Annotated in this window: 11 protein-coding genes and 1 pseudogene; 2 read left to right on the top strand and 10 right to left on the bottom strand. The window is 47.2% G+C overall.

The window, feature by feature from the left end; all coding sequences use genetic code 11:
- Positions 1-410 precede the first annotated feature (410 nt).
- Both OX890_RS10135 and OX890_RS10130 read left to right on the top strand, forming a co-directional pair.
- Positions 411-1,081: pseudogene (locus OX890_RS10135) on the top strand (GntR family transcriptional regulator).
- A 91-nt stretch (positions 1,082-1,172) separates the two neighbouring features.
- Positions 1,173-2,240, top strand: a complete 1,068-nt coding sequence (locus OX890_RS10130) for a ketoacyl-ACP synthase III (RefSeq protein ID WP_006082137.1) — start codon at positions 1,173-1,175, stop codon at positions 2,238-2,240.
- A gap of 87 nt (positions 2,241-2,327) precedes the next feature.
- Here OX890_RS10130 and OX890_RS10125 read toward each other — a convergent pair whose 3' ends face one another.
- The 10 genes from OX890_RS10125 to ligA all read right to left on the bottom strand — a co-directional run bounded on the left by OX890_RS10125 (position 2,328) and on the right by ligA (position 14,445).
- Positions 2,328-2,924, bottom strand: a complete 597-nt coding sequence (locus tag OX890_RS10125; RefSeq protein WP_268650606.1) for a lecithin retinol acyltransferase family protein — start codon at positions 2,922-2,924, stop codon at positions 2,328-2,330.
- A gap of 255 nt (positions 2,925-3,179) precedes the next feature.
- Entirely contained in the window at positions 3,180-3,866 is a 687-nt protein-coding gene (locus tag OX890_RS10120; protein WP_012089530.1) for an exonuclease domain-containing protein, read from the bottom strand.
- Between the two features lies 1 nt (position 3,867).
- Entirely contained in the window at positions 3,868-5,715 is a 1,848-nt protein-coding gene (locus OX890_RS10115) for a DUF294 nucleotidyltransferase-like domain-containing protein (RefSeq protein WP_268650558.1), read from the bottom strand.
- Positions 5,716-5,938: 223 nt separating this feature from the next.
- Complete coding sequence (locus tag OX890_RS10110; RefSeq protein WP_268650557.1) at positions 5,939-7,675, bottom strand: sodium:solute symporter family protein; 1,737 nt, start codon at positions 7,673-7,675, stop codon at positions 5,939-5,941.
- A gap of 11 nt (positions 7,676-7,686) precedes the next feature.
- Positions 7,687-7,953 carry a DUF4212 domain-containing protein gene (locus OX890_RS10105; RefSeq protein ID WP_106650870.1) on the bottom strand — a complete coding sequence of 89 codons (267 nt, stop codon included), beginning with the start codon at positions 7,951-7,953 and terminating at the stop codon, positions 7,687-7,689.
- Positions 7,954-8,567: 614 nt separating this feature from the next.
- Positions 8,568-9,188, bottom strand: a complete 621-nt coding sequence (locus tag OX890_RS10100; protein WP_268650556.1) for a thiol:disulfide interchange protein DsbA/DsbL — start codon at positions 9,186-9,188, stop codon at positions 8,568-8,570.
- Positions 9,189-9,310: 122 nt separating this feature from the next.
- Complete coding sequence (locus OX890_RS10095) at positions 9,311-10,174, bottom strand: SDR family oxidoreductase (RefSeq protein WP_268650555.1); 864 nt, start codon at positions 10,172-10,174, stop codon at positions 9,311-9,313.
- 56 nt (positions 10,175-10,230) lie between these two features.
- Entirely contained in the window at positions 10,231-11,436 is a 1,206-nt protein-coding gene (locus tag OX890_RS10090; protein ID WP_126491687.1) for an HD-GYP domain-containing protein, read from the bottom strand.
- A 225-nt stretch (positions 11,437-11,661) separates the two neighbouring features.
- The gene (locus OX890_RS10085) at positions 11,662-12,159 is read right to left on the bottom strand and encodes a DUF2919 domain-containing protein (RefSeq protein ID WP_126491686.1); all 498 of its coding nucleotides are present in this window, start codon (positions 12,157-12,159) and stop codon (positions 11,662-11,664) included.
- Between the two features lie 228 nt (positions 12,160-12,387).
- Entirely contained in the window at positions 12,388-14,445 is a 2,058-nt protein-coding gene (gene ligA / locus OX890_RS10080) for an NAD-dependent DNA ligase LigA (protein WP_126491685.1), read from the bottom strand.
- Positions 14,446-14,449: the final 4 nt, after the last annotated feature.

Raw genomic sequence — 14,449 nt, 5'->3', positions numbered from 1 at the left:
AATTGCACCGCGAAGTTGTGCTTTTAACGCTAAATTGAGCGTTAGTGATGCTTATGGCTAGATGCGGATAACACCTTGCCCCGAGAGTCTCAATGTATGAAAAATCTTATCCTGTTAAATCAAAGTCCTTGGGCAACATATTTAACTGTTGTACCTGACTCAACCGACTAGTCGAAGTACTTCATTGCAGTAGATAAACAGCGCACTTAGGAAAATGATGGCTGTCGCATTAAAGATTGTTTCCAAGAAAGGCACATAATTGAGAGAGCTAAAACCATCAAAACCCTCGCCGTTTGGGCATTGTTAATCCCTAAGATACGCCACTCAATCAAGCATTCCCCTTTATTTGTGGTGTTTTTAACGGTAATCTTGGGCAGATAACGAGAAAATACCCGAAATAGACGGAAATAATGAGTCGAACTACGCCTATAGTCCACAAAACCCGCACCCAGTTAGTTGTTGAAGTGCTCAGAGAGAGAATTCTTTCAGGTGACATAGCCGCAGGAGAACCACTCAGACAAAGTGCGTTGGCTGAAGCGTTAAATGTCAGCCGCATTCCGGTGAGAGAAGCCTTATTGCAACTCGAAGCCGAAGGACTCGTTAAGTTTGAGCCCCATAAAGGTGCAACGGCGACCGTTTTATCCGTCGAGCAAGTCACCGAACTTTTTGAATTACGTGCCATGATCGAAACCGATCTGCTCGCTAAAGCGATCCCACTGCTTCAAGAAGCTGATTTAGAAAAAGCAGAACGTGTACTCGAACAATTGGAATCGGCCTTCAAACATGAAGATGCCGTTGCCAGTTGGAGCGAGTTGAATACGCAATTTCACACTTGCTTATATCAGGCGGCTAATCGCCCACACACCCTTGAGGTTGTTCACGGCCTCAATACTAATTGTGATAGATACATTCGTTTGCAGTTATTGCTCGCGGGGGGATTCCTGCTGCAGAGCATGAGCACAGAGCTTTGCTCAACCACTGCAAACTGAGAGAAACAGAAAAAGCGACGGCGCTACTGCGTCATCATATTCTGCATGCCGCAATGACAATTCGAGATCTCGTCGCCAAACAGGTGGTCTAGATCACGGACGGCCATTAGAGTTGCCGATAAGCTTTGTTGTCGATTCAAGGCAGCGCTCAGGTTCTGCCTTTTTTATTTGAGAGAAACCACCATGCAGTACGCCACTATCACAGGTTGGGGCAAATGTGTTCCACCAGCCACGCTGACCAACGATGATCTTGCGACCTTTATCGAGACATCCGATGAATGGATTAAATCTCGCACCGGCATCAGCCAGCGCCATATCAGTCATGTTAACACCTCTGAACTCGCTTCCGTTGCAGCACAACGCGCGCTCGCAGCTGCGGGTATCGATGGCAGTGAAATCGACATGATCATTCTGGCTAGCGCCAGCCCAGACACTTTGATCCCGAATATCGCATCAACTGTACAAGCTAATATTGGCGCCAGTTGTGCCGCGTTCGACATCAATGCAGCCTGCAGTGGCTTCTTATATGGCTTAGGTTTAGCCAGCTCACAAATCAAGAGTGGTCAGAGCAAGAAAGTATTGGTGATTGGTGCCGAGCGTCTCTCTTTCTATTTAGATTGGTCACGCCGCGAAACTGCCGTGTTATTCGGTGATGGCGCAGGTGCTGTTGTCGTTGAAGCAACAGATGTTGCCGGTGGCGTGCTCGGTTATGAGCTGAATAACGATCCTGAAGGTCGTGACATTCTTAAAGCGGGCTTTGGCACGGCGATGGACAGATTCTCTGCCGAGTCATTGGATTTCTTTATTGAATTCGATGGCCAAGAAATCTTCAAACGCGCGATTAACGGCATGAACAAGTTAAGCACTAAAGTGCTGGAAAAATGTGGCGTTGATAAAGATGAAGTGGATCTAGTGATCCCGCACCAAGCCAACGAGCGCATTATCGATACCTTAGTCAGTCGGATGAAAATTCCGAAAGAAAAAGCCTTCGTTAACATTGCCAACTATGGCAATACCTCGGCGGCAACCATTCCGATTGCGATTTGTGATGCGTTAGAGCAAGGCGTGATTAAGCCAAATCAAACCATACTCTCTTGTGCCTTTGGAGCCGGCTTAACCTCTGCTGCACTCTTGCTGCAATGGGGCGATCGCGTGACGCCTATCAATATCAGTGATGCCGAGTTACCGCCTTGCGATAAAACGGGCATAGAGTTAGTTAAACGCGCTGTGGATTATTTTTGTAAGCCGTAAACGGTTTCTGCAAAAAATAACATCTTGTTTTACTAAGACAAAAAGCCATCTTAATCGATGGCTTTTTTAGTTTATAACTCACAGTGTTTATTCATTTAGCTTGCTCATGATCATCTCATCCCAGTAAATACCTTGATTAAAATGCTCGGCGAATTTTTTATTTAACTCATTAAAACCTTTAACCACCTCTTCGCCCCTTTGACTAATACAAGACCAGACAAATCGGTGGCAGTTATTGTCAAATAAATCGTACTCACGATATTGATAAATCGCCTGCTCGGCACGGGTTAACACAGCATCGGCGATGAGCGGTTGATGCTGATGATTACAGGCAAGATAGATTTGGCTGCCCGTTCGCCCCGCCAAGAAACGCTTTACCGATACTGCCCGCACCAACCCTGAACCGTGTAACTCTACTAAGCAATCGTCACCCAGCCAGATACCTGTATGTTCAATTACGCCAAAAACATAACAACAGACGATACTGCCCGGGATTGGCGCAACTTGTTTTAATCCCTTTTGCCATTGACTCGGCGCCGCCACCATAGCGCGATTGGCGACGGGATACTTAGGGGCCTTACCGAGTAATCTGTCGCGCTCAAGTTGCTGACGCTTCTCGCGCTCATCGGCCAACAAAACCGCGCCAATGACAGCACTGCCCATCCAAAGCAAAGGTAACGGCATCATGTTCTCCTACACACTCAGTTTATTAGAGTGAAGTACAAGTTGATTGGATTGCCAAGTTGGCGGCATTGAATTTAAGCTTTAAAGTTAAGCTTAGGATTAGGTTTCAAGTCTAGCCTGTCAGTAATTAACCTAAGATGAAATCAGAGTGAAATCAGAGTGAAATCAGAGTGAGATTAAAGTTAAATCAGCGTAAAGCAGCATCACCTCAACTCGATTAACTCATCCACAAAGAGTGAGTTAAAACTGAAACAGCTAAGTCGATTGCCGCAATAAATCTGCCACAGTAAGTTGCCCCGCCCCGCCCATGGCCGCCATTTGCGCCAATAATAATTCCCCGCAAGCTAAGGCATCGGTCAACGCACTGTGGGCAGTATAAATGGGCAAACCGTAACGTTCGCGGCAAGCGCCAAGGCGCAAACTGCCCTCTTTAATCACTGAGTGTTCCCGTAGCAAACGATGCCTTTCAAGCATGAGTGTATCAATGGCGGGTAGGATGAGGGCTTGATGATAAATGGCCAATAAATCCTGCTGCAGAAAGCGACAATCTAGCGGAGCATGATGCGCGACCAGCACCCGACCATAGGTTTGATTGATAAACCAGCCCATGGCTGCCTCAATCGTTACCGCCTGCACCAGATGATTATCGAGGATCCCGTGGATCGTCGCGCTTTGGCCAACACTACCGCGAATTTGCACTAATTTTTGCTCGGCGCGCGCTAAAGGGATCTCGCCGCGCTCAATCGGCACTAAGCCAATACTGAGGATTTGATCTTGCTGCGGATTGAGACCTGTCATCTCTAAATCCATCGCCACCAAAGGCGCTTCGGATAACGGCATTGCCAGCAGAGGCAACAGCGACTGATAATAGCCCTTAAATAACTGATGTTGGCAACGTAGCGCCCGCCAATTAAGTTTCGTTTTCAGCAACAGTGTATTCATATCAAAAACTTCGCATGAACTTCATCTTCATCCCCGCCTGCGCCTCATGCACCACTTTAAAGGCATCACGTAGCTGATGGCGGACCAGCGAAGATAAATGTGCGGGTAACAGATAATTGCTCACCTCTAGCCCGAGATTATGCTGATAACCTTGGTTCGATAACCGCATATGGGCGATAAACTCGTGGGCATCGGCAAGATTAAGCGCATCTTTACGGTTAAGGATATTCGCGTCCATCAAAGCACGGATACGTTTCGCGGTATTCACTTCTTTAATGCCCGCAGATAAGGCATAAACACGGGCGATATCGTTGATCAAGGCATTGCCCTTATGCTTCAAATCTATGCCTTTGACTTCGCTGCCATCACGTTCGAGGACAAATTTGCGGAAAAAGCCCAGCGGTGGCGACTCCACCAGCGAATTACCTGTCATGCCCGCGAGGAAAATATCGTTATCACGGGTTTGAGCCAAGACTTTATCCTGCAGCGCATCAAATAAGGTTTGTGGGCCGTACACCGAGCGCATGTCGAAGAAGATACTGGCGTGCAGTAACGCCTTAGGCTCGGGCGTTATTACCCATTTTTCAAATACTTGTTGCCACTGTTTAAGCGACATTCGCCACTGTGGGTTTTGCGCCATAATGTTGCCGGGGCAAAACTCATAACCGCATTGGTCAAGCCCAGCGCACACCGCATGAGTTAAGGCATCGAAATAACCTTTGGCAAAATCATCCATCTCTTCTGCGACTAACAGGCCATTATCTTGATCTGAACACGCCGCTTGATCTTGGCGACCTTGTGAGCCAAACGCCAACCAGCAAAAAGCCATGGGCGGCTCGCCGAGCAATTGTTGATTGAGCACGATTAATCGCCGTGTCAGCGCATCGGTGACTGACGTTAATACTCGGCCAATTTCTTCGGCTCTGGCATCGGCACTGATCAAATTTTGCAGTAACAGCGGAATTTGCTTACTGACGCTAATTAAACTGGCAAGATCCTGCTGGCGTTCAATCTCGCCAATCAACAGCAGCGGTTGCGAGCCCTGCCCGCGCAAGATGTCGGTACTGGTCACCATGCCGATAGCTTTATCTTGGTCGATAATGGGTAAGTGATGAATGTTATGCTCGCTCATCAGCAACATGGCTTCAAAAATCAACGCATTGGATGAAATTGAGATAGGCGAAACTGTCATGGCTTGATGCACTGCGATATGGCCGTCGAGCCCCGCCGCTAACACCCGATTACGCAAATCCTTATCGGTTAAAATCCCAACTAGCTTGTGATTATCCGTGACCAACAGGGATGACACTCGGCTGTTTCGCATTAAGAGTGCCGCCTGCGTCACGCTCTCGTGGGCATCAATAACAATAGGCGCGGATGACATTAACGTGCTGATCCGACTAGTGGTCGTCAGATCTTTCGCCTTAAAGCGAGCCTCATGACGTAAACGTTTAGCAAATGCGCGGGTAAAAAATTTATCGAAGTTGCGGCTCTCGCTTCTGAGATTATCGAACAAGCTTTGGGGCAAATGATAAACCAAACCGTCTTCGAGAATAGCGACCTTGTTGACGACTTTCTCCCCCGATAACAAGGTCGAAAAACCAAAAAACTCCCCCTCGCCGACTCTATCGACCAGCACGCCTTCAGGATCGCGCACCTCAAAGGCGCCGCTACGCACCATATACAACTTGGGCGAGTTAGCATCGAAATTGACATAACCAGAGGCTTTACTGTAATACCCGACAGTGACAGCCTTAGCACAGCGCACCACAACATCTTCAGGCAGAGTATCAAAAGGCACTAGCCCTTGTAGAAATTGCACTACGGGTTGTAACTCACTGGCATTCATAGGCAACACCTTCTGTTAGGCGAAACTTTTACTTATATGTCATCACTATAGCCTGCATTGTCGCTTCGCTACATTCGACTAAAGTCAGCCCTAGGTTGAGTGCATTAACTCATCAATACCTTGGCTCACCAACTCACTCAACGACAGGAAAACATTTTCGAACGCAATAAAAAAGAGCGCCGAAGCGCTCTCTTGAGTTGATGCGAATGATTAAGCGATGAGCTTAGTGACCGCTCGCTTCACCCGAACCTTTAGGGAAGCGAATCGATTCAACCATTTCTTGAACATGCTGTGGTGTAGCCGTCGTGACTCGACTGACTAACGCTGCCACACCGAAGTTCACTAACATACCCACCATACCGATACCTTCTGGCGAAATACCAAGGAACCAGTTAGCGGCAACGTTACCCGTTGGGTCAACAAACTTGAAGTAGATGATATAGCTGGCTGTAAACAGTAGACCCGTTAACATACCGGCAATCGCGCCTTCTTTGTTCATTGTCTTAGAGAAGATACCCATGATGATCGCAGGGAACAGTGATGATGCTGCTAACCCGAAGGCGAACGCCACCACCGCGGCCACAAAGCCTGGTGGATTCACCCCAAAGTAACCCGCAATCACAATGCCCACACCCGCCGCTAAACGAGCAAACATCAGCTCTTTTTTATCGGAGATATTTGGCATCAAGTTTTTCTTGAGTAAATCGTGTGAAACCGAGGTTGAAATCACCAACAACAAACCCGCAGAAGTTGACAAGGCCGCCGCTAAACCACCCGCTGCAACCAAGGCGATAACCCAGGCTGGCAAGTTAGCAATTTCTGGCGTAGCTAATACTATGATGTCGTTATCGATCTTCATTTCGTTTTTACTAGCAGCATCTTCCATCTTACCAGCTGCGTAATAAAGTTTGCCGTCGCCGTTTTTGTCGTTCCACTTGATCAAACCGGTTTTTTCCCAGTTTTTAATCCACTGCGGCGCAGACTCATAGGCCACACCTTGCGAATCAGCACCGTTAATGGTTTCAATCATGTTTACGCGAGAGAACGCTGACAACGCTGGCACTGTGGTATACATGATACCGATGAACACTAACGCCCAACCCGCAGAGATACGCGCATCTTTCACTTTAGGTACAGTAAAGAAACGCACGATAACGTGGGGTAAACCCGCAGTACCCATCATTAACGCGCCAGTAATACAGAACACATCGATCATGCTCTTAGAACCGTCAGTGTAAGGGGCAAAGCCAAGTTCAGTTGACACATTGTTGAGTTTTTCAAGCAAGTAAACGCCACTATTATTACCCGCGGCATCGAGCAATTCAGCACCGAAACCCACTTGTGGAATAATGTGGCCTGTCATCATTACAGACAAAAATATGGCTGGCACCATGAAAGCGAAAATCAATACACAGTACTGAGCAACCTGAGTGTAAGTAATCCCTTTCATACCACCGAGTACAGCGTAGAAAAACACGACTGCCATACCGATATACACGCCCGTGTCGACTTCCACTTCTAAGAAGCGCGAGAACACCACGCCCACACCGCGCATTTGCCCTGCAATATAGGTAAAGCAGATAAAGATAGCGCAGATAACCGCCACTGTGCGTGCGGCCTGTGAGTAATAACGCTCACCAACGAAATCTGGCACAGTAAACTTACCAAACTTACGTAGATACGGCGCCATACACAGGGCCAACAATACGTAACCGCCCGTCCAGCCCATCAAGTACACACTGCCGTCATAACCAACAAAAGACACGATACCTGCTAACGAAATAAACGATGCCGCAGACATCCAGTCTGCCGCCGTTGCCATACCGTTCACGACAGGGTGAACGCCACCACCTGCGACATAGAATTCTTTGGTTGATCCCGCTCGTGACCAGATTGCAATCCCAATGTAGAGCGCAAACGAGAGCCCTACGATAATATAAGTTAGTGTTTGAACATCCATCTCAAAGCTCCTTAGTCTTCTTGTACGTTATATTTTTTATCTAAGGCGTTGGCTTTTGCCGCATAGACAAAAATAAGCGCAACGAATACATACATAGATCCCTGCTGTGCAAACCAGAAACCTAATTTAAATCCCATGAAATGAACTTCATTGAGTACATCAACCAATAAAATGCCGCATCCAAATGAGACTGCCGCCCAAATGGCTAATAAGCTCAGTACGAGACGTAAATTCTCGCGCCAATAACCTTTTGCCTTGTCATTGTTTTCAAAACCCATAGTGACTCCCCTGTGCTGTTTTAATTTTAAGTCTTGTTTAATCTAGCAACAGCTGGTGTGAGCACAATCACGACTTTCGTCTAACCCGTGATTCAAAACACTGTCCATAAATAGTGAATAGAAACAAATTCAACGAGTTAACAATGATCTTACATTTGGATACAGTTTCAACTTTTTCAACAGGTTAGACCAATGTCGAACAAGAATGAGTAAAAACAAGGGGAATTGGGCGGCAGGAAAAGTAATAGATAGGAATAACTTGTTGTCTAAAATGGAAAAATCAGAAATTCAAACAGTTTTAATGATGACTATAGACTGACATCATTTATGATTTTAGCGCTGATAATGGATGAGATATCATTTAATCAATAAGCCATTACCAATCACTCATTCAACTTACTTGAGGCCGACCGCACAGCGATTTCACTTAAGAATAGTCATAGCGCAGTTTGGCTTACCAAAGTTGGCCACGAGTTATCTTTTGAGTTTAAGGCAAAAAATAACCCAGCCTAAGCTGGGTTATTAACGTTAGATTGGCCAATGGCGGAATAATGACCTTGCAAGGTCGTTATCCTTTAACAGCGATAAACCAATTTTCCATTTATTAAACGCGGTTACTTTGCGGCTAAAAACTTCACTAAGGCTGCCAGCTCTTCTGGCGTGTGCGCGGTTGAGGTCAGCATATAACGGCCATTAACCAGTAATGACGGTACGCCCTTGATCCCCGCAAGCTCAGCTTGAGAGTCATAATTCATTAGGGTGAATTTGGCATCAACGGAATTCATTGCGGCATCAACATCATCCACCTTAGCGCCTTGGGCGACAAAGAAGGCTTTAACCTGTTCAGGCGCAGTAAATTGCTCACCTTTCTCATGGATTTGCTTGAAAATAGCGCCATGGGTTTGTTTCGTCATTTTTAATTTTTGCGCCACATAGTAGGCAAGCTGACTCAGCTCCCAAGCAGGACGGCCGGCGCCCACAGGGGTACGCTCAAAAGCCACGTCTTTGCCGAGCAGTTGCACTGTCAAGTCCACAAGCGGTTCTTGCTTATAGCAATGTGGGCAGTTATAGGAGAAAAACTCTCGCAGCACTGGCTTTTGTGCTTCGGTAATCCCCGCCACAGTGACGTAATCTTTGCCTTCTTCGAAACTTGCTGCCTGCAGTGCAAAGCTGGCACTCAGCATTAATCCGCACGCCAATGCGGCTATAGGTCGAACTCGATTAAACACGCTCATTATATTGTCTCTTTTTATTCGTCATTGGTTTAAATAAGGATGACACATTCGCTCAAGCAAAACTTGGAACCCAAAGATAACCTAAAAGTTCGGCTTTTACCTTTAACAATAATTAACCTTTCTCAACATGCCGCTAGCATATCCAGCGGAGAAGCATACTGATATCGAAAGCCTAAATCTGTGACAATTGCGTCACCTTGGATGACTTTACTCGGCATGGATTGTTGATTAAATTCGGGCGCGACTAAACCAAGGGACTTGGCGGCGGCTTGATAAAACTCAGCTTTAGTGGGGTGTGTCGGCGCGCAAAGGTTGTAAATCGGTGCCACTGATAATCCTGAACCCGTTGCCGCGAGAATCCGACTTACCGCGCTGACGCAATCACTTAAGTGGACTAAATTCACTGCCACATTGGCACCACTGACATCGGTTTTACCGGCAAGGAAACGTCCAGGATGGCGTTTGGGGCCTACGAGCCCCGCAAAGCGGACAATACAGGCATGTGGCAAGGCTTGAAATAAAGCTTCTGCATCTAATAGCACTTGGCTGTCGCTAGATTCTGCCAAGGCATCGGCTTCGGTCATCACTTTATCTTTGGCCGGATACACGCCCGTAGTGCTGATAAACACAATCTGCTGATATTGCCAGCCTTGGGTTAATGCGATGAGTTGTTGCAGTTCTTCAAGATACGCGGCGTTACCGCGCTTTAATCGGGGAGGAATATTGACCACCAGATAATCGGTTTGAAATAAACCGCTTAACGCCTGAGCATCGGGGGCAGAGGGTGCTTCGCTACCCAATTGCAGCGGATAGGCTTCAATCCCGACCTCAGTTAATGCCGATAATTCTTCGGCGCTGCGCTTACAGCCTGTGACTCTATAGCCCTCATGGACAAGCTGCTTTGCTAAAGCAAAACCAAACCATCCACAACCGACCAAGGCAACACTGGATTTTACTGCGCCATTTTCTGCTTTTACATTCGCCATATTAGCCCTAAGGGAATCATATCAGCGGATAGAATACGGAACTTAGCGCATAAGATTCAAGTTTGTAGCGAACTAAAATAAAAACTAACCCCTTTATCGACTTGCAAGGTACGAATAGCGCCCTCGGACAATTCTTCCGCTTTGATGGCTTTTTGCACTGTCACGCCTTCGTCACTTAAGAAACGCAGCGATGCTTCACTCCCGTCCACTTTGCAAGCCCAGACTTGCGGCTGACTTACTTCTTTGGTGGTCATGATCACTTTCGCAATACTGTCATCGGAGAGCTTTACTATCGTTCCCGGTGGGTAGATGCCGAGAATTTTAACCAACACAGAAATCAGTGATTCTGAATGTTTACTCGCACGGTTTTTAAACAAATAACCTAGTGCCACTTGAGGAGATGTTACTTGCTGACCACTGAGCTGCTGATCGTAATCATTTGCTAAACTCACTATCTGCGTAATGATTGGGATCTTATGCCCCGTCAATCCATCAGGAAACCCTGAACCATCAACAAATTCATGGTGATGCAAAATGACATTCAACACCTCTTTAGGGAATAATCCCGACCGATTCAGCATGTCAAAACCAAAATTAGGATGCATTTGCAAATAGCTGGCTTCGTGTGTCGTCAGCGCGCCACGCTTTCGGCGGATGACATCGGGCACTTTAAGCTTACCGATATCATGCAGCAAACTGCCAAGAGCGATATCACGCAACTCTCTTGGGGTTAAATCCAGTGCATGACCTATCATCATTGCCAACACAGCCACAGAGACGCCATGTTGGGTCACACTCACATCTTTCTCATCCATCCCAACCAGGGTAAGGAACGGTGTTTCAACTTCCTGCAAATGGCTTAGCAAGTCTTCGACCAGTGCCGCCGATAATCGATAGGCGCCTTCAGGATCGCTGACTATTTTACCAAACACATTACGGGAGTTATTCACATTCATTAGAAAACGCTTCTGACTCAAACGCATTGCCTTACGGGTATCGGCCTTGAGATCCCGTTCGGGTTCGACTGCTATCTCGTCTTCAATGTCATCGTCTTCTTCAACAATATCCAGTTCGGCATTCGATTCCGATAACAAAAACACATAGGGGACGCCTAAGCCACGGATCATTTCGATTTGAGCGGCACTGCTGATATCAACGCGGTTAAATAAAAAGGGGTGATTCGTCCATGACAAGGGCAACTTGACTCTCATGCCAAGTTGAATTTCTGATAGTGATAATTTTTTTTGAGGTACTTTTGCCACGCAGTATGACTCCTTTCAAATGTGATGCAGGACATAAACAGATGACCTCATCTGCGTATCCAACAGGGCACATTCAAGCTAAGTACATATAACTATAGATGATTCAAAGCGTTCGATGCAGAGTACAAATGAAAAATCCTTATCAAACTGAGGCATAAGACACATTAATTTGTGCCCTGCGCCTCAGAGTTAAATAAAGAGACTAAATAACAATAGGATAGGATCTTAAGGCTGAAGCTCTTTTTGTTCTATTTTTGGATCTTCTTTTGGCCAGTCACGAAGATAATAACTGAGTCGCTTCGATTTAATGAGATAAATACCCGACCAGAACAAGATCAACGCGTCTAAAGCGAGGCTCCAATGGAATAGGAATTGGCCATGGTTCAGCCGCTGCCCCAGCAAGACACCATCAATCATCAGCAGCAACCACAGACCCCATTTCAAATGCACAAAAATAGGTCTTAACCATTGAGGCGAACGGCGACGTTCGGCAATCACCACAAGATAAATCAAAACCGCGCCAAGTCCCGCCCCGAGTGCTAGCAAAAAATCTGACTTTTCAGGGTAAAAAATCCGCACTAACTCAGAACGGTCACCCATCTGGGTCAGCGAGGCGATAAAAATGCACCAACCGCGCGCAAGATAAGCCAAGAGTGCATATAAAAAGATCGGCGGTTTAATATGGCCTTTATCATCGAGCCAAGTGATGTGACTAAAATTCAAATAGGTTTCCAATTAGCAAAATCTAAAACAGCATATCAAGGAGATGGTGCCAATCGCGGCTAATTCAATAGCCAAAGCAGACTATCTTTCCATGTCGTCATTTTTGCTCGGGCAAATAAAAATAGCGCCTTGGGCAAGGCGCTATTCAATGCTCACGATTCAGTGGCTTTTAAACTGTAGATGCGAAACGCCAGACAAAAGCCAGCGGCCTATTTCAGCCCACAGCAATCAAGCGCTCGCGGCGAGGAGTGCCAATAACTCATCCTCATCCATCACTTTAACGCCAAGCTCCTGCGCTTTCGCAAGTTTTGAACCTGCCGCCTCACCTGCCACTAAGCAATCGGTATTTTTCGACACACTGCCAGCGACTTTTGCCCCCAGCGCCTGCAACTGCGCTTTAGCATCATTACGATTGAGCTGATTTAAGGTACCGGTCAATACCCAAGTTTGGCCTTTAAGCGGCTGCGCCTCTGCACTTGGCGCCTCAATGGCGGGCCAATGCACACCAGCAGCAATTAAGGCATCGATAACCTCAAGGTTATGCGGCTGAGCAAAAAAGTGCGCCACATGCTGGGCCACCACGGCGCCAACATCTTCCACTTCAGTTAACTGCTCCACAGTTGCTACCCGCAGTGCATCTAAACTGGCAAAGTGCGCCGCAAGGTTTGCCGCTGTCGCCTCGCCCACTTCGCGAATGCCCAAGGCATATAAGAAACGCGCAAGTGTTGTGGTTTTGGCCGCTTCAATCGCCGCTGCTAAATTGGTTGCCGACTTCATCCCCATGCGGTCGAGCATAGTCATCATAGAGGCGGTGAGCTTAAACAGATCCGCAGGACTTTGGACGAGTTCTTTATCAATCAATTGCTCGACGACTTTGTCGCCCATGCCATCGATATCCAAAGCCTTGCGGGATGCGAAATGCTTAATCGCTTCTTTACGCTGAGCTTCGCAGAATAAACCACCGCTACAGCGCGCCACTGCCTCACCTTCGAGACGCTCGACTAAACTGCCACACACAGGGCAATTATGCGGAAATACAATGTCAGTCGCCGTTTCAGGACGTCTTTCTGGCACTATGGCAACAATTTGTGGGATCACATCGCCAGCGCGGCGGATGATCACAGTGTCACCGACTTTAATGCCTAAGCGGGCAATTTCATCGGCATTGTGCAGCGTCGCATTCGATACCGTCACGCCACCAACAAATACAGGCTTTAAGCGCGCGACTGGCGTTACTGCGCCGGTGCGGCCCACTTGGAAATCGACGCCTTCAAGTAGAGTCATTTCTTCCTGTGCGGGGAATTTATAGGCAATCGCCCAGCGGGGAGATTTAGCCACAAAACCTAAACGTTGCTGCTGGGCAATATCGTTAACTTTCATCACTACGCCATCGATTTCAAAGGCTAAATCGCCGCGACGAGTGAGAATGTCTTTATAGTAGTCATAAACTTGGCTTAATTCAGCGCAGACTTTGATTTCGCTACTAACGGGTAAGCCCCACGACTTAAGCTGCTGTAACTGCTCGAAATGGGTTTTAGCTAACGGATGAGAATCCGGCTCAACAACCCCTAACGCATAGGCATAAAAAGCCAATGAACGGGCAGCGGTAATTTTACTGTCAAGTTGTCGTAAGCTGCCAGCGGCGGCGTTACGGGGATTAACAAAGAGTTTTTCATCCTTGGCGCGCGCCCTGTCATTCAAAGCCTCAAAAGCCGCTTTAGGCATAAAGGCTTCGCCGCGCACTTCAACGAGTTCAGGGAAATCATTGCCGCGCAGTTTAAGCGGTATCGATTTAATGGTTTTAACGTTTTCAGTGATGTCTTCACCGACAGAACCATCGCCGCGGGTCGCGGCGCGCTCAAGCACGCCATGGCGATACAAGATACTCACGGCAAGGCCATCAAGTTTAGGCTCGCAGCAAAAACTCACCTCACCGACTTTATCGGTGACACGTTTGTGGAAAGCACTGAAATCAGCCTCATCGAAGGCGTTATCCAGACTTAACATAGGCTTAAGATGAGTGATCTGATCAAACTTGGCGAGCGCCAATCCGCCCACCCTTTGAGTCGGTGAATCAGCCACAATCAAATGGGGGTATAACGCCTCAAGCTTGAGTAAACGCTGCATCAACCTGTCGTACTCAGAATCGGTAATGCTCGGCGCATCATCCACATAGTAACGAATGTTGTGCTCGTTCAGTGATTGGCTGAGCGCCTGCATCACCTGCGATGCGTTTTCTGGGGTAACGTCTTCAGACAGAAGTGTATCGAGTTGAATGTCTTGCATATTC

It is taken from the genome of Shewanella sp. DAU305, assembly GCF_026802235.1.
Taxonomy (GTDB): Bacteria; Pseudomonadota; Gammaproteobacteria; order Enterobacterales; family Shewanellaceae; genus Shewanella; species Shewanella baltica.
Note: the sequence above shows the minus strand (reverse complement) of the source record. Positions and strands in the feature narration are given on the sequence as shown.